At 59.2% G+C, this 21,830-nt stretch carries 25 protein-coding genes; 15 read left to right on the top strand and 10 right to left on the bottom strand.

Annotation, left to right across the window (positions count from 1 at the left end; all coding sequences use genetic code 11):
• Window positions 1-196: 196 nt before the first annotated feature.
• Complete coding sequence (gene rhtA, locus ACMXYI_RS15480; protein ID WP_415773840.1) at window positions 197-1,084, top strand: threonine/homoserine exporter RhtA; 888 nt, start codon at window positions 197-199, stop codon at window positions 1,082-1,084.
• 168 nt (window positions 1,085-1,252) lie between these two features.
• Window positions 1,253-1,534 (top strand): hypothetical protein, encoded by a 282-nt coding sequence (locus ACMXYI_RS15475; RefSeq protein ID WP_008156219.1) that lies wholly within the window; start codon window positions 1,253-1,255, stop codon window positions 1,532-1,534.
• 15 nt (window positions 1,535-1,549) lie between these two features.
• Here ACMXYI_RS15475 and ACMXYI_RS15470 read toward each other — a convergent pair whose 3' ends face one another.
• Complete coding sequence (locus tag ACMXYI_RS15470; RefSeq protein ID WP_415773839.1) at window positions 1,550-2,110, bottom strand: TetR/AcrR family transcriptional regulator; 561 nt, start codon at window positions 2,108-2,110, stop codon at window positions 1,550-1,552.
• A 92-nt stretch (window positions 2,111-2,202) separates the two neighbouring features.
• On the opposite strand from ACMXYI_RS15470, the gene ACMXYI_RS15465 reads away from it, so the two are divergent.
• Window positions 2,203-2,931 carry an SDR family oxidoreductase gene (locus ACMXYI_RS15465; RefSeq protein ID WP_102616716.1) on the top strand — a complete coding sequence of 243 codons (729 nt, stop codon included), beginning with the start codon at window positions 2,203-2,205 and terminating at the stop codon, window positions 2,929-2,931.
• 34 nt (window positions 2,932-2,965) lie between these two features.
• Entirely contained in the window at window positions 2,966-3,556 is a 591-nt protein-coding gene (locus ACMXYI_RS15460; RefSeq protein ID WP_415773838.1) for a 2-hydroxychromene-2-carboxylate isomerase, read from the top strand.
• Here ACMXYI_RS15460 and ACMXYI_RS15455 read toward each other — a convergent pair.
• Window positions 3,553-4,551: a zinc-dependent alcohol dehydrogenase family protein gene (locus tag ACMXYI_RS15455; RefSeq protein ID WP_415773837.1), complete on the bottom strand. Its 999-nt coding sequence runs from the start codon at window positions 4,549-4,551 to the stop codon at window positions 3,553-3,555. The genes ACMXYI_RS15460 and ACMXYI_RS15455 overlap by 4 nt on opposite strands.
• Window positions 4,552-4,655: 104 nt before the next feature.
• Between ACMXYI_RS15455 and ACMXYI_RS15450 the strand changes: the two genes are divergently transcribed.
• Entirely contained in the window at window positions 4,656-5,576 is a 921-nt protein-coding gene (locus tag ACMXYI_RS15450; protein ID WP_415773836.1) for a LysR family transcriptional regulator, read from the top strand.
• Here the strand turns inward: ACMXYI_RS15450 and ACMXYI_RS15445 are convergent.
• The 4 genes from ACMXYI_RS15445 to ACMXYI_RS15430 form a co-directional block, all read right to left on the bottom strand.
• Window positions 5,569-7,377, bottom strand: a complete 1,809-nt coding sequence (locus tag ACMXYI_RS15445) for an aminopeptidase P family protein (RefSeq protein WP_415773835.1) — start codon at window positions 7,375-7,377, stop codon at window positions 5,569-5,571. The two genes, ACMXYI_RS15450 and ACMXYI_RS15445, sit on opposite strands and share 8 nt — an antisense overlap.
• A 65-nt stretch (window positions 7,378-7,442) precedes the next feature.
• Window positions 7,443-8,600 (bottom strand): cysteine desulfurase family protein, encoded by a 1,158-nt coding sequence (locus ACMXYI_RS15440; RefSeq protein ID WP_415773834.1) that lies wholly within the window; start codon window positions 8,598-8,600, stop codon window positions 7,443-7,445.
• A 203-nt stretch (window positions 8,601-8,803) separates the two neighbouring features.
• Window positions 8,804-9,418 carry a LysE family translocator gene (locus ACMXYI_RS15435; RefSeq protein ID WP_415773833.1) on the bottom strand — a complete coding sequence of 205 codons (615 nt, stop codon included), beginning with the start codon at window positions 9,416-9,418 and terminating at the stop codon, window positions 8,804-8,806.
• A 101-nt stretch (window positions 9,419-9,519) separates the two neighbouring features.
• Entirely contained in the window at window positions 9,520-9,789 is a 270-nt protein-coding gene (locus ACMXYI_RS15430) for a hypothetical protein (RefSeq protein ID WP_415773832.1), read from the bottom strand.
• Between the two features lie 402 nt (window positions 9,790-10,191).
• Here ACMXYI_RS15430 and msuE point away from each other — a divergent pair, with 402 nt between their 5' ends.
• The 4 genes from msuE (at window position 10,192) to ACMXYI_RS15410 (ending at window position 14,394) form a co-directional block, all read left to right on the top strand.
• Window positions 10,192-10,755: an FMN reductase gene (gene msuE / locus ACMXYI_RS15425; RefSeq protein ID WP_046049228.1), complete on the top strand. Its 564-nt coding sequence runs from the start codon at window positions 10,192-10,194 to the stop codon at window positions 10,753-10,755.
• A 10-nt stretch (window positions 10,756-10,765) separates the two neighbouring features.
• Window positions 10,766-11,911: an FMNH2-dependent alkanesulfonate monooxygenase gene (gene ssuD, locus ACMXYI_RS15420; protein WP_218537743.1), complete on the top strand. Its 1,146-nt coding sequence runs from the start codon at window positions 10,766-10,768 to the stop codon at window positions 11,909-11,911.
• Window positions 11,912-12,079: 168 nt separating this feature from the next.
• Window positions 12,080-13,267 carry an acyl-CoA dehydrogenase family protein gene (locus ACMXYI_RS15415; protein ID WP_415773831.1) on the top strand — a complete coding sequence of 396 codons (1,188 nt, stop codon included), beginning with the start codon at window positions 12,080-12,082 and terminating at the stop codon, window positions 13,265-13,267.
• A 23-nt stretch (window positions 13,268-13,290) separates the two neighbouring features.
• Window positions 13,291-14,394 carry a sigma-54 interaction domain-containing protein gene (locus ACMXYI_RS15410; RefSeq protein WP_415773830.1) on the top strand — a complete coding sequence of 368 codons (1,104 nt, stop codon included), beginning with the start codon at window positions 13,291-13,293 and terminating at the stop codon, window positions 14,392-14,394.
• Here ACMXYI_RS15410 and ACMXYI_RS15405 read toward each other — a convergent pair.
• Window positions 14,391-14,756 carry an antibiotic biosynthesis monooxygenase gene (locus ACMXYI_RS15405; protein ID WP_415773829.1) on the bottom strand — a complete coding sequence of 122 codons (366 nt, stop codon included), beginning with the start codon at window positions 14,754-14,756 and terminating at the stop codon, window positions 14,391-14,393. The two genes, ACMXYI_RS15410 and ACMXYI_RS15405, sit on opposite strands and share 4 nt — an antisense overlap.
• Before the next feature lie 95 nt (window positions 14,757-14,851).
• Here ACMXYI_RS15405 and soxR point away from each other — a divergent pair, with 95 nt between their 5' ends.
• Window positions 14,852-15,298: a redox-sensitive transcriptional activator SoxR gene (gene soxR, locus ACMXYI_RS15400; RefSeq protein ID WP_415773828.1), complete on the top strand. Its 447-nt coding sequence runs from the start codon at window positions 14,852-14,854 to the stop codon at window positions 15,296-15,298.
• Window positions 15,299-15,416: 118 nt separating this feature from the next.
• On the opposite strand, the gene ACMXYI_RS15395 is transcribed toward soxR, so the two are convergent.
• The 3 genes from ACMXYI_RS15395 to ACMXYI_RS15385 all read right to left on the bottom strand — a co-directional run bounded on the left by ACMXYI_RS15395 (window position 15,417) and on the right by ACMXYI_RS15385 (window position 18,145).
• Window positions 15,417-16,187 (bottom strand): MetQ/NlpA family ABC transporter substrate-binding protein, encoded by a 771-nt coding sequence (locus ACMXYI_RS15395; protein ID WP_415773827.1) that lies wholly within the window; start codon window positions 16,185-16,187, stop codon window positions 15,417-15,419.
• Window positions 16,188-16,262: 75 nt separating this feature from the next.
• Complete coding sequence (locus tag ACMXYI_RS15390; RefSeq protein WP_415773826.1) at window positions 16,263-16,928, bottom strand: methionine ABC transporter permease; 666 nt, start codon at window positions 16,926-16,928, stop codon at window positions 16,263-16,265.
• A gap of 2 nt (window positions 16,929-16,930) precedes the next feature.
• On the bottom strand, window positions 16,931-18,145 hold the full coding sequence (locus tag ACMXYI_RS15385) for an SfnB family sulfur acquisition oxidoreductase (RefSeq protein ID WP_415773825.1): 1,215 nt from the start codon (window positions 18,143-18,145) through the stop codon (window positions 16,931-16,933).
• A 269-nt stretch (window positions 18,146-18,414) separates the two neighbouring features.
• Here ACMXYI_RS15385 and ACMXYI_RS15380 point away from each other — a divergent pair, with 269 nt between their 5' ends.
• The 5 genes from ACMXYI_RS15380 to ACMXYI_RS15360 all read left to right on the top strand — a co-directional run bounded on the left by ACMXYI_RS15380 (window position 18,415) and on the right by ACMXYI_RS15360 (window position 21,824).
• Window positions 18,415-18,873: a VOC family protein gene (locus ACMXYI_RS15380; protein WP_046054450.1), complete on the top strand. Its 459-nt coding sequence runs from the start codon at window positions 18,415-18,417 to the stop codon at window positions 18,871-18,873.
• A 317-nt stretch (window positions 18,874-19,190) separates the two neighbouring features.
• Entirely contained in the window at window positions 19,191-20,390 is a 1,200-nt protein-coding gene (locus tag ACMXYI_RS15375; protein ID WP_415773824.1) for a PepSY-associated TM helix domain-containing protein, read from the top strand.
• Window positions 20,387-20,929, top strand: a complete 543-nt coding sequence (locus tag ACMXYI_RS15370; RefSeq protein WP_415773823.1) for a thiamine pyrophosphate-binding protein — start codon at window positions 20,387-20,389, stop codon at window positions 20,927-20,929. Before ACMXYI_RS15375 ends, ACMXYI_RS15370 begins: the two co-directional genes overlap by 4 nt.
• Window positions 20,926-21,255, top strand: a complete 330-nt coding sequence (locus tag ACMXYI_RS15365) for a hypothetical protein (protein ID WP_415773822.1) — start codon at window positions 20,926-20,928, stop codon at window positions 21,253-21,255. The genes ACMXYI_RS15370 and ACMXYI_RS15365 overlap by 4 nt, the downstream gene beginning before the upstream one ends.
• The gene (locus ACMXYI_RS15360) at window positions 21,252-21,824 is read left to right on the top strand and encodes a DUF6162 family protein (protein ID WP_415773821.1); all 573 of its coding nucleotides are present in this window, start codon (window positions 21,252-21,254) and stop codon (window positions 21,822-21,824) included. Before ACMXYI_RS15365 ends, ACMXYI_RS15360 begins: the two co-directional genes overlap by 4 nt.
• Window positions 21,825-21,830 lie beyond the last annotated feature (6 nt).

Raw genomic sequence — 21,830 nt, 5'->3', positions numbered from 1 at the left:
TTACCAAGGAGTTTTCCGTTTCGACTGCGCCGGAAGTGGGGCGAATTATAGACTTCCAGCATCTGCCGTCAACTCTTAATTATGCTTTTCTATAAGGATGCTCAAAATCGCTGCTTATATATAGACGCGCCCGCCATGAATGCGCAGTATATTGCCCAATAACACTCTCGCTTCCTACTTCGGACGATGCCACGCCATGAATGACCAACCTCGCAGCCTTGCCTCGACCCTGTTTTCGGTTGGCCTGCTATTGATAGCCATGGCATCAATCCAGTCAGGAGCCTCCCTTGCTAAAAGCATGTTCCCAATTATCGGCGCGCAGGGGACCACCACCCTGCGGCTAATCTTCGCCAGCGTGATCATGATGCTGATACTGCGCCCCTGGCGAGCGAAGCTCACCGCAAAATCCCTGCGCACCGTCATCGTCTACGGAATGGCGTTGGGCGGCATGAACTTCCTCTTCTATATGTCCTTGCAAACCGTCCCCCTCGGTATCGCGGTTGCGCTGGAATTCACCGGTCCACTGGCGGTAGCCATCTACGCCTCACGTCGCGCGATCGACTTTTTGTGGATCGCCCTGGCAGCCATCGGTTTGCTGCTGTTGATACCTACGGGAGAAACCACCGCGGGAATCGATCTGGTAGGCGCCGGTTATGCATTGGGCGCGGGTGTCTGCTGGGCGCTGTACATTCTGTTCGGCCAAAAGGCCGGCGCCGACAATGGCGTGCAGACCGCGGCACTGGGGGTGATGATTGCGGCACTTTTTGTAGCCCCTATCGGCATCGTCCATGCTGGCGCCGCGCTGCTCACTCCCTCACTGATCCCCGTGGCCATCGCTGTAGCCATTCTGTCCACCGCCGTGCCCTATACGCTGGAGATGGTCGCCCTCACCCGAATCCCGACCCGGACATTCGGCACGTTGATGAGCATTGAGCCTGCGATCGGCGCACTGTCAGGCCTGTTGTTTCTCCATGAGTACCTCTCACTGTCACAATGGATGGCCATCATGTGCATCATTCTGGCTTCCATAGGCGCAACCATGACCATGGGGAGCGCAACCAAGCCCGCTGTCGCTGCAGATTGAGACAGGATTTGACGAGGGTCTGGTATTTACCGCGCAATTAGGCCATGTTTAGGCCCGTAACCCAGTGTCAGACATGGATTTTTCAGATAGGGATATCAGAACGCTTCAAGCGAAAGCGAATGCAGCCAGACCCGGGCGCAAAGATCCGGGGACGCTATAAGGACAGTAATGAAACGAATTTTGATACTGATCGCCGTACTTGCGGTTGCAGGCTGCGCGGCGACATCGAAAACCCAGGTAAAACACGGCAAGAGAGGGCTGCATATCAACTGTTCCGGGCTGTCGTCATCCTGGGACAAGTGCTACACCAGCGCTGCCAACTCGTGCGCTCCCAAAGGTTACAAGGTCATCGCCAAGTCAGGGGACGCTGTGGAAGAACCAGGTGATTACCCGTTCGGCCTCAACCCTGCCGGCTATACCAGCCGTAGCATGATCGTCATCTGCAAATAGATTGATGCCGCCTTGTCAGGTTCGTGAACCTGCGATCTGGCGGCCAATCTCATCGTAACTGGACTTCAGCACCGTGCGCTGGATGTCCGGTGTAGCCAGCATTCGCGCAATGACCAACGCACCGATACATTGCGACAGAATCGCCCATGCCAGGCTGTCGCTTTCCAGAACCTGCGCCCAACTCTTCTGAAGCCGACAAATCCAGTTCTCCGCCTGCTGACGAATCATCACGTCTGAGCGTGCAATCTCAGCCCCCAATGCCGGCAATGCACAACCGGATTCCGGGTGCTCGACATGAGCCATGCTCAGGTAGTGTTTCAGGCAGCGCTGGAGCTTGTCACGATTCTGGTCCGCCCCTAAACGCTCCAGGCTTTGAGACAGCTCACGCTCGACGATTGAAGCGAACAGCTCATCCTTCGATGAAAAGTGACTGTAGAACGCTCCGCCACTCAAGCCGATCGCCTTCATCAAACCGTCGACACCCACCGTTGAAAAACCAGACTTCTTGGCCGACACCGCACTGCTTTCAAGTAGTTTCTCTTTGGTTTCCAGTTTGTGATTGGCCGAGTAACGCATTGCCTTGCCCTCAGGATTGATCGCCTTGACGCTTGCCGAATCGTAGCATAACGTTCGTTTAGTTAACGATCGTTTAGCAAAGGGATCTACCCATGAATAACAAGAAGGTCGTACTGGTTGTAGGTGCAGGGGATGCCACCGGCGGCGCAATTGCAAAACGCTTTGCGCAGGAAGGATTTGTGGCGTGTGTCACCCGCCGCAGCGCGGACAAACTCCAGCCGCTGGTGGACGCCATCAAGGCCGACGGCGGTGAAGCCCACGGGTTTGCCTGCGATGCGCGCAAGGAAGAGGACGTGATTGCGTTGGTTGAGCAGATCGAAAGCCAGATCGGCCCAATCGAAGCGTTCGTTTTCAACATCGGCGCCAATGTGCCTTGCAGCATTCTCGAAGAAACCGCGCGCAAATATTTCAAGATCTGGGAAATGGCCTGCTTCTCGGGTTTTCTCAACGCTCGTGAAGTGGCCAAGCGCATGGCCAAGCGTCAACGCGGGACAATCCTGTTTACCGGTGCTACCGCCGGCCTGCGCGGGGCCTCAGGTTTTGCAGCGTTCGCCGGCGCCAAGCACGGGATTCGTGCCCTGGCGCAAAGCATGGCGCGTGAACTGGGGCCGATGAACATTCACGTTGCCCATGTTGTAGTCGACGGTGCCATCGATACCGATTTTATCCGCGAGAGTTTCCCCGAAAAGTACGCGACCAAGGACCAGGACGGCATTCTCAATCCAGAACATATTGCCGAGAACTATTGGTACCTACACAGCCAGCCCCGTGACGCATGGACCTTCGAGCTGGACCTGCGCCCCTGGAGCGAACGCTGGTAACCCCCCTAAAAACAATAAGCAGAGCGCATTGACCATGAGCAAAACCGTGGAGTTCTATTTCGACCTTGGCAGCCCCGCCACCTACCTGGCCTATACCCAACTGCCGAAGATTTGCGAACAGACCGACAGCCAGTTGATCTACATACCCATCTTGCTGGGCGGCGTCTTCAAAGCCACAGGTAACGCCTCCCCCGCGAACGTCCCCGTCAAGGGCCGCTACATGTTTCAAGACCTGGACCGCTACGCCAAGCGCTATGGCGTGCCACTGAAGTTCAATCCCCAATTCCCTATCAACACCCTGATGCTGATGCGCGCCGTCACCGGCATGCAGTTACGCCATCCCGGACGCTTTCAGGCATTCATCGATTGCCTGTTTCACGCCCTCTGGGTTGAAGGCCGCAGCCTCGATGACCTCGCAACCGTCGCGTCAGTACTGACACAGAACGGTTTCGATCCCAATGAGGTGCTGGCCCTGACCGCCGACGAGGAAGTCAAAGCCGCGCTCAAGGACAACACAGAGAAAGCAGTGCAACGGGGCGTATTCGGTGCCCCAAGCATGTTTGTCGATAATCAGCTGTTCTTCGGCCAGGACCGCCTGGACTTCGTCCTTGAAGCCCTGAGTTAAATCTCGACAACCAACCGCCCCTGCGCAGCTCCCGAAACGAGCAGCTCATGGGCGGCCTCGGCGGTTTGCAGCGTAAACTGCCGAGGGTCGAGCAGCGGTTTCAACTGACCCGTCTCGATCAACAGCGCAGCCTCCCGAAGTATCTCCCCGTGATGCTCGCGCCCCTTGCCAGTCAGCAACGGCAACAACGTAAACACTCCAGAATAAGTCGCCCCACGAAACGAGAGCGGCGCAAGACTGTGCTGCCCCCATCCAAGACAACTCACGACATACCCCTCGTAGACGCGAGCAGCCTTGAATGAAGCGTCCAGCGTCTCACCACCCACTGTGTCGTAGACAATGTCGAAGCCCTCCCCCGCCGTGTGCTCAGCCACATACTCCTCAACCGAAGATTTGCGGTAATCAATAAACGTCGCACCGAACCCTTCAATGATCGCCTGCTGCCCAGCCGCCCCGGTGGCAAACACGTCAGCACCGAAAGCCCGAGCAATTTGCACAGCCACATGCCCGACACCACCCGCACCACCATGAATCAGCACTTTCTGCCCCGCCCGCAGCCGCGCACGATCCACCAATCCTTCCCACGCTGTGATCAGTACCAACGGCAACCCTGCCGCCTCCCGCATGCTCAGATTGACTGGCTTGCGCGCCAGCAGCCGTGCATCGACGGCGGCGTATTCAGCCAGTGAACCCTGCGCGCCGCCAATGCCGGTGGCCATCGCATAGACCTCATCACCCAATAGCCATCCGCTGACACCCTCCCCCAATGCCTCCACCGTTCCCGCCAGATCCATCCCCAACACCGCCGGCAACGGCTGGCGCGCATGAGCAGCCTGACCCGATCGAATCTTTCCATCCAAAGGGTTCACCCCACTGGCCTTGATCCTGACCAATACCTGACCGGCTCCAGGCACGGGGCGTTGAATGGAAGCCAAGCGTAAAGGCCCATTGGCCGAATCAACAATCAGAGCGCGCATTTCAAGTGAGTCAGTCATTTCGCAATTTCCCGTCAGAGGTGGCTATGGGATAAATCTTCCTCCCCCTCACTCATGCCGATAAGACGCTATATAGCTATAGTGACCATGCCCATTTGGCATCAATGAGAAACCCCGTGGACAAACTCAATGCAATGGCGATCTTCGTCCGCGTTGTCGAACGTGGCAGCTTTTCTGCCGTCGCCCGGGAATTGCAGACCAGTCAGCCGACCATCAGCAAAGTGCTGCGAGCACTGGAAACCGAGCTGGGTGGAAAGCTGATTTCCCGCAGCACCCGACAACTGTCCCTGACCGACGAAGGTCAGCGGTACTACAGCGAATGTCGACAAATTCTGGCGGCCGTAGACGCCGCAGAACACAGTTTTCACTCCGGCCGCGAAGCTGTTGCTGGAAACCTGAAAGTCGGATCTTCCGTGAGTTTCGGGCGCTTGCAGATTGCCCCGCGACTGCCGGCATTCCTCAAAAAACATCCCCAGGTGCAAATTGATCTGCAACTGAGCGATCAAAATCAAGACCTGGTCAGTGAAGGACTGGACGTCACGTTCAGGATCGGCGACTTGAACGACAGCGGATTGATTGCCCGCCGCATCGGCACCACCCACCGAGTGACCGTCGCAACGCCCGACTACCTTGCGCAACACGGCCACCCACAAACACCGCAAGAACTGAGCGAGCACAACTGCCTGCTGTTCAACCTGCTGAACAGTCAGAACCTATGGGTTTACGAGAAAGATGCCCAACGTCACGAAGTGCGAATCAAGGGCAACGCCCAAAGCAACAACTCTGAGGCAATCCGCGAGATGGTACTGGGGGGACTGGGGATTGCGCTGTCGCCGGTTTGGCTGTTCAGCGAGGACTTGAAGGCGGGACGCGTGACCGCGATTTTGCTGGAATACAGCGCGCAGTCGCTGCCGATTCATGCCGTGTCCCCGGCGAATCGTCGTCAATCCGCCAGGGTCAAAGCCTTTGTCGACTACATGAGCCAGGCGCTCGAAGAAGCGCCTGAACTCCAACCGATCAAATAGCCGCAGTCCGGGTGTTCAACCACTCAAGGGCTGCGCCGTCGAGCAATGGGCTCAAGCGCTGGCGCACCTCGGCGTGGTAGGCGTTGAACCACTGCTTTTCGTCATCGGTCAGCAGCGACGGCTCCAGGCAGCGAGTGTCGATCGGACACAAGGTCAGGGTTTCGAATTTCAGGAACTCACCAAACTCGCTTTTGCCCGCCTCGCGATTCAACACCAGGTTCTCGATCCGCACACCCCAGCGGCCCGGACGGTAAGTGCCCGGTTCAATGGAAGTAATCATGCCCGGTTGCATCGCGGTTTGCGGTGCCGCGGCGGCCTGATAGGCGATGACCTGTGGGCCCTCGTGCACGTTGAGGAAGTAGCCGACGCCGTGACCGGTGCCGTGACCGTAATCAACGCTTTCAGCCCAGATCGGCGCACGGGCAATCGAATCGAGCAACGGCGAGAGAATGCCACGAGGGAATTGCGCACGGGACAACGCAATCACACCTTTGAGCACCCGCGTGCAATCGCGCTTCTGTTCATCGGTCGGTGTACCGACCGGCACCATCCGCGTGATGTCAGTGGTGCCGCCCAGGTACTGGCCGCCGGAGTCGATCAACAACAGGCCATCGCCTTCGATCACCGCGTGTTCTTCTTCGGTGGCGTGGTAGTGCGGCATCGCGCCATTGGCGTTGAACGCGGCAATGGTGTTGAAGCTCAGCGACACATAACCCGGACGTCGGGTACGCGCAGCCGTCAGGTGTTCATCGATAGTCAGTTCGGTGATGCGCTCACGCCCCAACGCGGTGTCCAGCCAGGTGAAAAATTCGCACAACGCTGCGCCATCCTGCTCCATGGCCTGACGAATGTGCTCGGCATCGGCCAGGCTTTTCTGCGACTTGGCCAACGTGGTCGGGTTCAGGCCTTCGACCAGCTTCACACCGCTATCCAGGTTATCCAGCAAGCCAGCGGTGACGCGCGCCGGGTCAACTTGCAGGCTCGCGCCGCTCGGTACGGCGCGCAAGGCGGCGGCCACTTCGCTGTAATCGCGCAGTGTCACGCCGTCCTTTTCGAGGATCGCGCGCAATTCGGCATCGACCTTGCTCAACGCAACGAACAAAGTTGCTTGCTGCTGGCTGATCAACGCAAAGGAAACAAACACCGGGTTGAACGACACGTCACCGCCGCGCAAGTTGAACAGCCAGGCGATGTCATCAAGGGTGGCGATGAAGTGCCAGTCGGCACCGCGATCTTTCAAAACCTCACGTAGCTTGGCCAGTTTCTCGCCGCGGCTGACCGTCGCCTGAGGCGGCAGGTGTTGATAGATAGGTTCATTTGGCAGCGTCGGACGGTCGCTCCAGACTTCGTTCAACACATCGATGTCAGTGCGCAGACGTGCGCCGCGTTCTTCGAGTTTGCCACCCAACGTACGCGCCGAAGCCACGGCCATTACCGCACCATCTACCGCGACGACGCCGCCTTCAGGGGTTTGCTCGGCCAGCCAGTCCAGCGGGCCGGGCTGACCCGGTTGCAGCTTGACCAGTTCAATGCCGCTGCCCTTGAGTTCCTTGGTCGCTTGTTCCCAATAACGGCTGTCGGCCCAGACGCCGGCAAAGTCCGGCGTAACGATCAGCGTGCCGACCGAGCCATGGAATCCCGACAACCATTGTCGCCCTTGCCAGTAACCCGGCAGGTATTCCGAAAGATGCGGGTCGGCCGACGGCACCAGCAGAGCATGAATGCCCTCCCGGCTCATCAGTTCGCGGGTTTGCGCCAGGCGTTGGGGCACCGATCCATTGATCGAAGGCTGCGTACTCATCATGTCTCCTGCTAATCACTTCATCATTATTGTTGAGTGCCGATCAACGCCGGCACTTACAGACCTTATTGCCAAAATGCCGGAGCACTGGCGCAGGCCGCTTTAATCAGGTGTACCGCTTGGTCGATGTCTTGCTCGGTGGTGAACCGGCCGAGACTCAAGCGAATGGTGCGACTCGCCGAGCGGGCGTCATGCCCCAAGGCCAGCAGCACATGGGAGGGCGCGTTGCTGGCGGAGTTGCAGGCCGAGGTCGCGGAAAACGCGATCGAGGTGCTCAACGCCGCGGAATTGAACTCGCCTTCGTTGAAGGTCAGGCTCAAGGTATGAGGGATGCGCTGGGTCGGACTGCCATTGAGGCGAACCCCTGGAATACTCAGCAGCTGTTCAAGCAAGCGCTCGCGCAACCGGACGATCGTGGCTTTCTCTTCATCGAACGAAGAGGCCGCCAATTCGAACGCCACACCCATGGCAGCGATCTGGTGAGTCGCCAGGGTGCCGGAACGCAAACCGCCTTCGTGACCACCACCGTGAATCTGCGCCTGCAAACGCTGTTGCGCGCGCGGCCCGACGTACAGCGCGCCGATGCCTTTGGGGCCGTAAATCTTGTGGGCGGAAAATGACATCAGATCCACTGGCAACCGGGCCAGATCGATCACCACTTTGCCTGCACCTTGAGCCGCGTCGACATGGAACAACGCATCGCGAGCACGCACGACCTCACCGATAGCCGAGATGTCGTTGACCGTGCCCAGCTCGTTGTTGACCAGCATCAACGACACCAGAAAGGTGTCTTCGCGCATCGCTTCGCTGACCGCTTGCGGGGTAATCAAACCCTCGGCGTCAGGTACCAGATAAGTCACCGCAACACCGGCGTCCTGCAACTGCTTCGCCGTGTCGAGAATCGCTTTGTGTTCGATCTGGCTGGTGATGATGTGGCCGCCAGAAACGCCACGAGCCTGGGCCACGCCCTTGAGGGCAAGGTTGTTCGATTCGGTGGCGCCGGAGGTCCAGACGATCTGCTCTGCCTGGGCGCCGACCAGTTCGGCGACCTGACGCCGCGCCTGCTCGACCGTTTGCCGGGCCTGTTGACCGAACGCATGGGAGCTGGACGCCGGGTTGCCGAAGTTGCCGGTAAAACCCAGACACTCGACCATGACCTTGATGACTCGCTCATCCACCGGCGTGGTGGCGGCGTAGTCGAAATACAACGGACGTTTATTCATAAAAGACTCGCAGAGCATGTTCCGGGATCAGGAAGCTCGTCACTGAAACGTCGAAGCGCAGCCTCGTGAGCTGCGCCGATGTGCAGAGCGTTAGAAATACCTGATCGGAGGCCGTTAAAGAAGAACAACTTCATTTAAAAGTGCGTAGGAACGCTCCTGAAGTCGAGCTTAACAGGCATCGGGCAACCGGTTGAAGCAATGCGTCAGCTAAAGCTTTCGAGCAACAACGGATACAGCGAAGCCACCAGCAGCAAGGCCATGCCCCAGTTGAACAGCCGCAACCAGCGGCGATCCTTCAGCACGTTGCGCAACAACGTGCCGCAGCCCGCCCAGACACTGACGCTCGGCAGGTTGATCAAGGCGAACACGGCCGCAATCACGATCACGTTGGTGAAATAACCCTGCATTGGCGTGTAGGTGCTGATGGCACCGATGGCCATGATCCACGCCTTGGGATTAACCCACTGAAACGCTGCGGCGCCCAAATAGCTGATCGGCTTACTCTCGCCCTTATCACTCTCGGAAACCGGTCCCGAATGGGCAATCTTCCACGCCAGATACAGCAAATACGCCGCGCCGACGTAACGCAGCACGCTGTAGAGCAAAGGATAGGTTTGAAACACTGCGCCCAAGCCGAAACCCACTGCCACGACGAGCACGAAGAAGCCGCAGGTGATGCCAAGCATGTGGGGAATGGTGCGGTTAAAGCCGAAGTTCACACCGGATGCCAGCAACATCGTGTTGTTGGGGCCGGGAGTTATTGAGGTGACAAGCGCAAACAGGGCAAAGCCCAGCAGCAAATCGAGCGAGAGCGTCATGGGTGGCAGTCCATTGGGGTCAGTCAGGTGTTGACCCTATCGCACCCCTTAAGGGAAACCCATGGACAGTTACGTGAAACTTCAAGCGGTACAGTTTTTGATCAGCTAGGACGACCGTGAAGCTGTACAGCACGTTCGGCGTTCATCTCGCCTTGTTTGTCGAAACTGAACGATTTTTTCGGTTGGCCGAGCAATTCGGCTTTTTTCGCGTGGTATTCGTCGAAGGACAATCCGCGACGATTCAACGCCTCAAGTGCCAGTTCCCTGGTTTCTTCAGCGGTGTAGGGCCGTAGTTCCGGGGAAACATGGCTGGCACATCCGCCGAGTACGGAGACTGCAAGCAGCAAGAAAGTAGCGATTAGAGGTTTCATGGTGAGCGTCCTGGTGTATCTGGGTTCGGGCAATGAACACAGGCTACGCCGGGCATCCGATCAGCAGAAATCAACGCTCTCGATAGTGGCTATCGACTTTTCCTGACGTCACTCAGATAGAGCGCCTTATATCTCTAAAAGATCTATAAATATTAATTTAAGGTCTTTTGCGGAATAACAACGAGGCTTTATAACAACTGTCATCGCTTCACGCACTGTTGCCCAAGCAACTGTTTACCAGGCAACAGTCATTCAACAAACAGCTCTGCCATTCGTACAGCGTCTAGCGGCCAATGCGCTGAAAGCCCCGTAAATAGGGGATCCGAGGGATTGGTACAGCTCTTGCTCTCTGTCAGTGACTACTCACTGCTCCCTGAGCAACTGTTTAAAAAGGAACTGATCATGTCGCGTCCATTGAAAGTCGTTGCCCTCTCCGGCGGTACCTGGCGTCCGTCCCGCACGTTGGTGCTGACCCAGGCGCTGTTGGCGCAACTGGCCGAGCAATTGCCGATTGAAAGCAAGCTGATCGAACTGGGCGACATCGCCCGACCGTTGGGCGCCGCACTGTCCCGTCAGGAATTGAGCGCCGAGATCGAAGCCGAGCTGCAAGCGATCGAGAACGCCGACCTGCTGATCGTCGCCGCGCCGGTTTATCGCGGTTCCTACCCTGGATTGCTCAAGCATCTGTTCGACCTGATCGACCTCAATGCATTGATCGACACGCCAGTATTGCTGGCCGCCACCGGTGGCAGCGAACGTCATGCACTGGTGCTCGATCATCAGTTGCGGCCGCTGTTCAGCTTCTTCCAGGCATTGACCTTGCCGATTGGCGTCTACGCAACCGAGGCCGATTTCTCCAATTATCAAATAACCAGTGAGCCCTTGAAGGCCCGCATTCGTCTTGCTGCAGAACGCGCCGCGCCGTTGTTTGGCGTGCACCCCAAAAATCTGCTGAAAATCGCCTAAGGATTTCTTCATGGATGTTTTCTGGTTTCTGCCGACTCACGGCGACGGCCATTACCTGGGCACCACTCAGGGCGCTCGCCCGGTGACACTCAACTACCTGAAACAAGTGGCCCAGGCAGCCGACAGCCTCGGCTACCACGGCGTACTGATTCCCACTGGGCGCTCCTGCGAGGATTCGTGGGTGATTGCTTCGGCGCTGGTGCCATTGACCGAACGCCTGCGTTATCTGGTAGCGATTCGGCCGGGGATCATCTCGCCGACGGTCTCGGCGCGCATGGCCGCGACACTGGATCGACTGTCCAATGGCCGCTTGCTGATCAACGTGGTCACGGGCGGTGACCCGGATGAAAACCGTGGCGATGGCATCTTCCTCGATCACAGCGAACGCTACGAAGTGACCGACGAATTCCTGAAAATCTGGCGCCGGGTGCTGCAAGGCGAATCAGTGGATTTCGAAGGCAAACACCTGCAAGTGCAGAATGCCAAGGCGCTGTATCCGCCGGTGCAAAAACCCTATCCACCGCTGTACTTCGGTGGCTCCTCCGAAGCCGCGCATGAACTGGCGGCCGAGCAAGTTGATGTCTACCTGACCTGGGGCGAACCCCCCGCCGCCGTAGCGGAAAAACTGGCCGATGTGCGTGAGCGTGCAGCGCGAAACGGTCGCACGGTGAAGTTCGGGATTCGCTTGCATGTGATCGTCCGCGAGACCGCTGAAGAGGCCTGGAAAGCCGCGGACAAACTCATCGAGCACATCAGCGACGAGACCATCGCGGCCGCGCAGAAGTCGTTCTCGCGTTTCGACTCCGAAGGTCAGCGGCGCATGGCGGCGTTGCATGACGGGCGTCGTGACAACCTGGAAATATCCCCCAACCTGTGGGCCGGTGTCGGTCTGGTGCGCGGCGGTGCCGGGACGGCGCTGGTGGGCGATCCGCAGCAAGTGGCGGCGCGAATCAAGGAGTACGCGGACCTGGGAATCGAGAGTTTCATCTTCTCCGGCTATCCGCACCTCGAAGAGGCTTATCGTTTTGCCGAGCTGGTGTTCCCGCTGTTGCCTGAGCCGTACGCAAGCCTGGCCGGACGTGGGGTTACCAATCTCACCGGGCCGTTTGGCGAAATGATTGCCAATGATGTGCTGCCGGCTAAAGCCACGGCCTGAAAACCTCCCCTGCTGATCGTTCCCACGCTCTGCGTGGGAATGCCTCTAGGGACGCTCCGCGTCCAGTGACGCGGAGCGTCACGGGCTGCATTCCCACGCAGAGCGTGGGAACGATCAGACAGCGTGGGAACGATCAACGCGTATGTCGCCAGAAAGAAGGAACCCCGTGTGACTGCCAAACCGCAAAGCGCCCTGATATCCCCCTTGCAAACCGCCCGCCGATTGGCCGCCGAGTTTGCCCTGACCGCTGTCGAGCGCGATGAACGTGGCGGTACGCCCAAAGCCGAACGTGATGCCTTGCGCCACAGTGGTTTGCTCGCCTTAAGCATTCCCACCCAGTACGGCGGCCTCGGCGCCAGCTGGAGTGACACCCTGACCATCGTGCGCGAGTTCGCCAAGGTCGACAGCTCGATTGCCCATGTCTTCGGTTTCCATCACCTGATGCTTGCCACTGTGCGCCTGTTCGCCCGGCCCGAGCAGTGGCAGCCATGGTTCGAACAGACCGCGCGCAAGAACTGGTTCTGGGGCAATGCCCTCAACCCGCTGGACACCCGCACCGTGGTGAAAAACCTCGGTGGCTGGCGTGAGTTTTCCGGCAAGAAAAGTTTCTGCTCGGGTGCCAGCGATTCGGAAATGCTGATCGCCTCGGCCGTCGACGAAAGCAATGGCGGCAAGCTGTTGATCGCCGCGATTCCCAGCGGCCGCAGCGGCATCACCTTGCACAACGACTGGAACAACATGGGCCAGCGCCAAACCGACAGCGGCAGTGCGACGTTCGAACGGGTGCGGGTCGAAGAGTCGGAATTGCTGCTCGATCCGGGTCCGCTGAGTACGCCATTCGCCTGCCTCCGGCCGTTGATTGCCCAGCTGACCTTCACCCACATGTTCCTTGGCATCGCCGAAGGTGCCTTCGAAGAAGCGCGGCAATACACCCTCACAGAGACCCGTCCGTGGCACAAATCCAGCGCTCAGGATGTGCGTCAGGATCCTTATGTACTCGGCCACTACGGCGAATTCTGGGTCGCTCTCGAAAGTGTTCGACTGCTGGTGGAGCGCGCTGCCGGGTTGCTCGACAAGGCCTGGGCCAAAGGCCCGAACCTCAGCGCCGAAGAACGTGGACACCTCGCTACCGCCATCGCCACGGCCAAGGTCGCTGCCACCCGCAACGGCCTGGAACTCTGTAGTCGGTTGTTCGAAGTGACCGGCGCCCGTTCAACTCATGCCTCACTGCGACTGGACCGCCACTGGCGCAACCTGCGCACGCAAACCCTGCACGACCCGGTGGATTACAAACTCCATGAACTGGGTGACTGGGCGCTCAACCAGTCCCTGCCGATTCCGACTTTCTATTCATAGCCTTCTATTCATGGAGCCTGCCCATGCAACTGCTGACCTTACCGCCCTCGCCCGCTCTGGCCACCTCTATCCGCGCCACGGCGCAGGTGTTCGAAGACCCTAAATCCCAGGCCTTGCTCGCCCACATTCAACAAGTCGCACCCAGTGAAGCCAGCGTGCTGATCATCGGCGAAACCGGCACCGGCAAGGAGCTGGTGGCGCGACATATCCACAACCTCAGCGCCCGCCGTAACCGGCCATTCGTGGCGGTGAACTGCGGCGCGTTCTCCGAATCCCTGGTGGAGGCCGAGTTGTTCGGCCATGAAAAAGGTGCCTTCACCGGTGCGTTGAGCGCCAAGGCCGGATGGTTCGAGGAAGCCGACGGCGGCACGTTGTTCCTCGACGAAATCGGCGATTTGCCGATGGCAATTCAGGTCAAGTTATTGCGGGTATTGCAGGAGCGCGAGGTGGTGCGACTGGGTTCGCGCAAGAGCATTCCTATCAATGTGCGCGTGCTGGCGGCGACCAACGTGCAATTGGAGAAAGCCATCAACGCCGGGCATTTCCGTGAGGATTTGTACTACCGCCTCGACGTGGTCAGCCTGGAATTGAGCCCGCTGCGCGACCGCCCCGGCGACATCCTGCCGCTGACCCGACACTTCGTCGAAGCCTACAGCCAGCGCCTCGGCTACGGCACCATCACCATCAGCAAAGACGCCGAACTGAAACTGCGCAGCTACAGCTGGCCGGGCAACATCCGCGAACTGGAAAACGTCATTCACCACACCCTGCTGATCTGCCGCAACGGCGTGATCGAACGCGACGACCTGCGCCTGTCGAACATGCGCATCGAGCGTCAGGACGATTACCACAACACCGTCGACGATTCACCGGAAGCGCTGCTCGATCGCGCCTTTCAAAAGCTCTTCGAAGAACAGGCCGGTGCGCTGCACGAGAAAGTCGAAGACGCGTTGCTGCGAGCCGCTTATCGTTTCAGTCATTACAACCAGGTGCACACCGCTGCGTTGCTGGGGTTGAGCCGCAACGTAACGCGCACGCGACTGATCAAGATCGGCGAACTGGCCGTGAACAAACGCCGGCCCACGGAAAACCTTCAGGGCGAGCGTGTCATGCAGCTGTCAATCTAACCCACCAGATTGCAGTGCAGCGCGTCGTCGTGGCTGCGTTCCAGGCTGTGCAACACCTGGAACGAGCCGAAGGTCACGGTTTTCGCCTGATGGGCGCGGATCAGTTGCCAGAAATCCTGCTCGCCGCTTTCAAAGCTTTGAAACGCGGCCTCTCCCGCCTCGCGTGTTTGCCATTGCAGGTAGTTGAGCACCCGCCGGCCATCGGCGCTGGCCTGGATGCTGGCACTCAAAAAACCGCTGTAACCCTGGGCGAGACGCTCGGTCTGCTTCGACAGTGCCGACACCAGTGCGGGCTGTTGATGCGGTTCGATCTCGAATTCGATCAATTGGGTGAAGCTGCGATTTTTCTCTGACAGTTGCATGAATAGTCCCCACTCACCTGTAAGCCGGATCTTGCGATCCGAAGGCTTGCAGGGTAAAACCTCGAGTTAACTTTAGGTCAAGGGGCATTTTTTAAATGATCACCTCGGAAATTCTGCATAAAGAACTCACCGTCGGCCAATTGGCTGCGCGCAGCGGCGTCGCGGTCACGGCGCTGCACTTTTACGAATCCAAGGGTTTGATCAAAAGTAATCGCAACCAAGGCAACCAGCGGCGTTATCCCCGGGAAGTGTTGCGGCGGGTGGCGTTGATCAAAGTGGCTCAGCGATTGGGTATTCCGTTGGCGGAGATTGGCGAGGCATTGAAATCGCTGCCGGACAATCGGGCGCCGACGGCGGCGGACTGGAAGGTGTTGTCGGCGCAGTGGAGTCGGGATCTGGATGAGCGGATCAGTCAGCTGACCTTGCTGCGGGACAAGCTCAATGGCTGCATTGGCTGTGGGTGTCTGTCGATGGAGGCATGCCCGTTGCGCAACTTTGGCGATGTGCTCGGGGAGCGAGGGCCCGGCGCGCAGCTGTTGTAATGATCGTTCCCACGCTCTGCGTGGGAATGCAGCCCGGGACGCTCCGCGTCCCTGCCGAAGCGGACGCGGAGCGTCCGTTGAGGCATTCCCACGCAGAGCGTGGGAACGATCAGTGTGGTCAGAACCCCGGCGCAATTTGTCCTTTGTAGCGGGTCAAAATGAACTGGCGAACCTCATCGGAATTCAACGCCTTGGCCAGTTTCTGCAAGCCTGGATCATTGATGTTGTCCGGCCGCGCAACCAGAAACTCGATGTATAAGCTTTTCCCCTTCTCGACAATCAACGCGCTGTTGGTATCAATCCCCGCTTCCAATGCGTAGTTGGCGAAGACAAACGCCAGGTCCACCTGGCTCACCGAACGGGCCAGCAGTGCTCCCTCCAGTTCACGAATTTTCAGGTGCTTGGGGTTTTCGATGATGTCCCGTTGAGTCGCCAGGGTGTTGCTCGGATCCTTGAGTTTGATCAGGCCGGCTTCGTGTAGCAGAACCAGCGCACGGCCAGTGTTCACCGGGTCATTGGGAATCGACACCGTGGCGCCATCCTTCAGTTCGGCGATGCTTTTGATCCTGGTCGAGTAAGCGCCAAACGGTTCAATGTGCACGCCGACCACCGGCACCAGATCGGTATGGCGGGTTTTGTTGAAGTCATCGAGAAATGGCCGGTACTGGTAATAGTTGGCGTCGAGGTTCTTCAACGCCAATTGCTGGTTGGGCTGGATGAAGTCGGTGAAGACCTTGATGTCCAGGTCCACGCCTTCCTTGGCCAGGGTCGGTTTGACGAATTCGAGGATTTCCGCGTGCGGCACCGGGGTGGCGCCGACGATGAGTTTTTCGTTGGCGTGAGCGTTGAACGACAGGACGGCAGCCAGAATGGCCAGGGTCTTTTTCATGCTGTGCTCCTAGGCAGATTGAGTGGCCGTCGTGGGGCGGACGTTGGGCCGATTTTTAAGGGTTGAATCGAGTTTTTATCGTCGGCTGTAGCGAGCCACCAGTCGGTCGCCGGTCATTTGCAGGGCCTGAACCAGGATCAGCAGCAGCACCACGGTGACCACCATCACATCGGTCTGAAAACGCTGATAGCCGTAGCGGATCGCCAGGTCACCAAGGCCACCGCCACCAATCACCCCGGCCATTGCCGTGTAATCCACCAGCACAATCGCGGTCACCGTGACCGCCGCCAGCAATCCTCCCCGCGCTTCGGGCAACAAGGTGTGGCGGATGATCTGCCACGTGTTGGCGCCCATGGCCTGAGTCGCTTCCACGACCCCGCGATCGACTTCGCGCAAGGCGGTTTCAACCAGTCGCGCGAAGAACGGCGTGCAACCGACCACCAGCGGCGGAATCGTCCCCGGCACGCCGAGCGAAGTGCCGACCAACAGCGTGGTCAGGGGAATCAGCACGATCAGCAAAATGATGAACGGCAGCGAACGCAGCATGTTCACGATCACCGACAGCACCCGATAAACCCCGACCGCTTCATGCAATTGGCGCTTGCCGGTGAGGAACAGCACCACGCCCAGCGGCAACCCCAGCAGCACGGTAAAACCGAGGGCGGCACCGAGCATGCTCAGGGTGTCGAGGCAGGCCTGGGCAATGTCGGCCCAATAAATATTTTTCAGCAGCTCGGCCATGGTCAGGACCAGTCGTGACGCGGCGGTTTGACGCCATTGAGCAGCCAGTTGCCGACCACGTGGTACTTCCAGCGCACCGGATCATGCAAGGTGTGGACCCGGGCGTTGCGCCAATGACGGTCGAAGTTGTGCTTCTTCAGGGTCGAGCGAGTGCCGCCGAGTTCGAAGAGCTTGTTGCTGGCTTCGATGGCGATTTCGGTGGTCAGCACTTTGGCTTTGGCGACTGCCAAGGAGGCTAGCGCGACGTTGTCTTCGTCAGGTGCCGAACGTGCGGCATCCAGCGCCCAACCGGCGCGCTCCAGCAAGGCTTCGGCCGCTTCCAGACGAATCTCCAGGCCACCGACCTGAATGATGGTCAGCGGATCTTCACTGGCCTTTTCCACACCCGCGTCGATCCACGGCCGAGCGAATTGTTGAACGAATATGATGGTGTCACGCAGGGCCGCACGGGCGATGCCGGCGTCGATGGCGGCGGTGGTCAACTGCGCGAACGGTCCCGCCAGGGTGGGTGTTTCATAAGAGCGATACGTCGGGAACAGATTGAACGCCGAGACGTGCAGGTCCTCAGCCAGCACCGTGCCGCTGGAGGTGGTGCGCTGACCGATGCTGTCCCAGTCGTCGACGATCACCAACCCTTGGGTGCCGCGCTCGACAAAGGCCAACTGACCCTTCTGCTCTTCGTCCAGCGCCAGCACCGCCAGCCAGTGGGCGTAGAGCGAACCGGTGCAATAACCCTTGCGGCCGTTGATCACATGGCCGTCGCCGTAACGGCGAATGGTCGCCTGAATGTCCTGCACGTTCTTGCCGCCGGTTTCCGACAAGGCATTGGCAAATCGGTGACCTTGCAGCGCCAGCCCGAAGAAGTGCGCTTGCTGCTCTGGCGTACCTTGCAGGCGAATGTCTTCAAGCAGGCAATAGTGGTTTTGCGGGATTTGCCCCAGGGACGGATCGGCCGCCGAGATGATCGCAATGACCTGCGCCAGCACCGCATAGGACACCTGCGCGCCGCCGAACTCCTTCGGCACGCTGATGCCCCACAAACCGCTGTTGGAATACAGATCGACGATCTCGGCGGGCACTTGGCGGGTACGGTCTCGCTCGGCGTCTTGTTCCAGCAACACCGCGGCAACGCGTTCGGCGACGCGCAAGGCTTCGGCTTCGTTGGCAATCCGATGGGCGGCCGGCGGGTTGATCGGATAAACGGCAGATTCAGGCATACAAGGCTCTCGGGACCAGTGTTTACCAGAGGGCATTGCAGCTTTTGTGCCTGACCGTGCGAGCCAATGTTTTCGCGGAGTTCAGCGGTATTTTCGCGATCTCAAGATAACGAGCAAGAGCAATCTGCTGCTTCGCTGTTGATGGCTGAACAGCGGTGCTGCTGCTCGTCGGACACTCGGTTGCAGAAAAGAGGCCGACCTATAGTTATCCGGCCGGATAACGGCACAGGATCTTTCTCGACTGACAACAAAAAACAGGGAGAACAGCCATGAGCGTCAAACCCATTCCAGAGGGTTATCACAGCATCACCCCGTATCTGGGCATTCAAAAAGCGGCCGAAGCCATCGAGTTCTACAAAAAAGCCTTTGGCGCCACCGAAGTCATGCGCCTGTCCATGCCCGATGGCGGCATCGGCCACGCTGAACTGCGCATCGGCGATTGCCCGATCATGCTTGGCACGCCGTGCGATCAGGGGCCATTGAGCAATCCGGACAAGTCGCCGTCCGTAGGGCTGCATCTGTATGTGAACGATGTGGACAAGTCTTATAAACAGGCGATTGCGGCTGGCGGCACAGTGGTGTCCGAGGTCAAGGATCAGTTTTATGGCGACCGCTCGGGAACCCTGAAGGATCCCTATGGGCATCTGTGGTTTCTGGCCACGCGCAAGGAAGATCTGACTCAGGAGCAGATCGAGCAGCGGGCGAAGGAGATGTTCAAACAGGGTTAGGCTAATGATCGTTCCCACGCTCTGCGTGGGAATGCAGCCCGGGACGCTCCGCGTCCCTTCAAGAGCCGAACGCGGAGCGTCCGTTGAGGCATTCCCACGCAGAGCGTGGGAACGATCGTGGATCACTCGCCTGCTGCACCGCACCAGTCGCCGCGAAACATTTTCTTTCATATCCCCCTTCGGGATTTTCGATGCTCATCCGTCTTATTTAGATGCAGTCGGCCCGCGTAGGCAAAAGCCACGGCCCGGCCTTTCATGGACCTCATCGCAGGGAAGCCCGCAGCAGAGGCCCTAACATCGAAACAAGACCTTTAATCATGTCGAAGAAATCCCGTTCAAAACTCTGGTTTCTGGTCCATAGCTGGCTGGCTTTGCCGATCTGGTTTTTCGTACTGATCGTCTGCGTGACCGGCACCCTGGCGGTGGTCAGCCAGGAAATCGTCTGGCTGGCCAACCCGCAAATGCGCGCCAGTCAACCTACTGACGATGCGCCGCTGCTCAGTTATGACCAGATCATCGCCGCCATCAAGAAGGCTGAGCCCAACACTCTGGTCGAGGCCATCAGTCGGCCTGATGAATCGCATTTCGCCCTCGACGTGGACGTCAGCTACCCCGACGGTCGCTCGGTGACGGTTTACGTCAATCCCTACAGCGGCGTGATTCAGGGCACGGCGCCGCAGTTCAATTTCAAGGCGTTTACCCGCGCACTGCATGGCTGGTGGCTGGTGCCGTTCACCAACGGTTACAGCTGGGGCTGGTACCTGGTGTCATTCCTGAGCTTGCCGCTGCTGGCTTCGTTGGTCACCGGACTGGTGGTCTACAAGCGCTTCTGGAAAGGTTTCTTGCGCCCGACGTTGCGCATTCGTCACGGTGCACGGATTTTCTGGGGCGACTTTCACCGCCTCAGCGGCATCTGGTCGATCTGGTTTATCGCGGTGATTTCCATCACCAGCACCTGGTTTCTGATTCAAGCGTTCATGTTCGATAACCAGATTTCGATTTCCACCGCGCCGGTCGCTGCCGTGGTCCCGCGTGAAAGTGTCCCGCTGACTGCCGACGGTTCGCCGGCGCCGATGATCAGCCTGGAGACGGCGATCCGCGAAGCCAAGGAACGTATTCCCGGACTGGACGACAGCTTTGTCAGCATGCCCGCCAACGCCTACAGCTACCTTTCGGTGGGCGGGCGCAGTTGGTATCCGCTGATGTTCCAGACCGCCGACATCAACCCCTACACCGGCGACATCGCCGCCACCCGCCTGTTGTCGGACCGTTCCGGCCTGGAGCTGGTGACCGAATCCATGCGTCCGCTGCACACCGGCGATTTCGGCGGCATCTGGATCAAGCTGATCTGGTTCTTCTTCGGCCTGATCCTCAGCATGATGGTTCTCAGCGGCCTGTTGATCTGGACCAAACGCACCGCTCTGGCCACGGCCAACGCCCTCAAGCGCAGCCATAAACGCCCGCGCAGTCAGGCCGCTCCGGCCAACAGCCGTGAAACCACGGAGGTCAGCCAATGAGTCTGTTCATCGCTGATAAACCGGCTTCGAAACTGAGCCGTTTCTGGCACAAATGGCGCTTCCACATCAACGTTCTGCTGTTGCTGGTGCCGCTGGGGTTCATGCCCAAGTACTTCGCCGACGCTGCACTGTTTCGCGGTGACACCGGCCTGGGCGAGCGGGAGATCGGAGAGGTTCAGGTGGGCCCCTGGAGCCTGCGTCTGGCCGAGTTGCGCAACGAAGCACCGACGCTCGATGGTCCGGCCGGCTACATGAAGAGCTTCAACGCGGCGCTGTGCGACAGCTGCCGCGATCAGGTCAAGGCGACGTACCTGCGCATTGGCAAACCGCGCAGCCTGCGCGCTGCCGGGGTGATTTTCTTCGGCACGCCGTACCGCATGGGCGCGATGTTGCCGATCCCCGAGAAGACCAAAGCCGACGCCGAGCTGTGGATCACCATGGAAGGCTGGGACGGCGCCATGCATCAGGCCTCCGTCCCCCTGAGCCAGGCATCCCCGGCCACCCTCGCCTGGCTGAACCAACAAGGAGGCAAACCATGATCAACGTGATACGTCCTCTAAGCGCCGTGCTGCTGGTGCTCTGCGCCGGTTTCAGCGCCAGCGCCCTGGCCCACAACCCGATGTGCGAATGCAAAGCCATCGACGCCGAGCAGATCAAATGCACCGGCGGTTTCTCCGACGGCAGCGGCGCGCCGGGGGTGACCCTGGACGTGATCGGCTACGACGAAACCATCCTGGTACCGGGCAAACTCGGCGCCGATTCGACCCTGACCTTCAAGAAGCCCGGCACCGAGTTCTACGTGCTGTTCGACGCAGGTCCCGGTCACGTCGTCGAGATTGACCAAGCGGACATCGAAGCCCCATGAGTACGCCAACTACGCAAATCGTCCGCCCGACCGGTGCCGGCCATGAAACCCTTTATGTGTTGCTGTTGTGCCTGATGATCCTGGCGGTGGCCGGCTCGGTGGTCGCCTGGCGCGGTGAGCCTCAGGAAGTCAGCAGCGTGGGCAGCCATCAACTGGATGCCCGCCGTGACTTGAGCGCGTCCGAGCAAGGCATCTACGCCGACCTGCGGGTGACGCTCGACGAAATTCATCTGCTGCGTCAGGAGCAACAGGCCCTACCCGCCCCCGCAGCCCTTGCCGATGAAGGTTTTGCGCCGTTCGCCCAGGACGCCAGTTCCGTCAGCCGCGGCGCTCATGCCTGGCAATTGCTCGACGCCAAGGCTTACTTCGGCCAGAGCCAGACGCCCACCGTGGCGGGTTCGTTTCTGATGCGTTTGACCGCTGACGACAATGCTCCGGACGTCTGGCTCAACCGCGGCAACGCCCTCGCGGCCCCGACCGACCTCACCGACGCCGCGCTCGAAAGCGCTGGCTGGCAGCAGATCGTCGCGCAATTCGATGCCGGCGTGACCCGCCAGCACCGGCACTGAACCCTC

Source organism: Pseudomonas lyxosi, from assembly GCF_047758685.1.
Taxonomy (GTDB): domain Bacteria; phylum Pseudomonadota; class Gammaproteobacteria; order Pseudomonadales; family Pseudomonadaceae; genus Aquipseudomonas; species Aquipseudomonas lyxosi.
The sequence above is the reverse complement of the archived record's forward strand: the minus strand, read 5'-3'. Positions and strand labels throughout refer to the sequence as shown.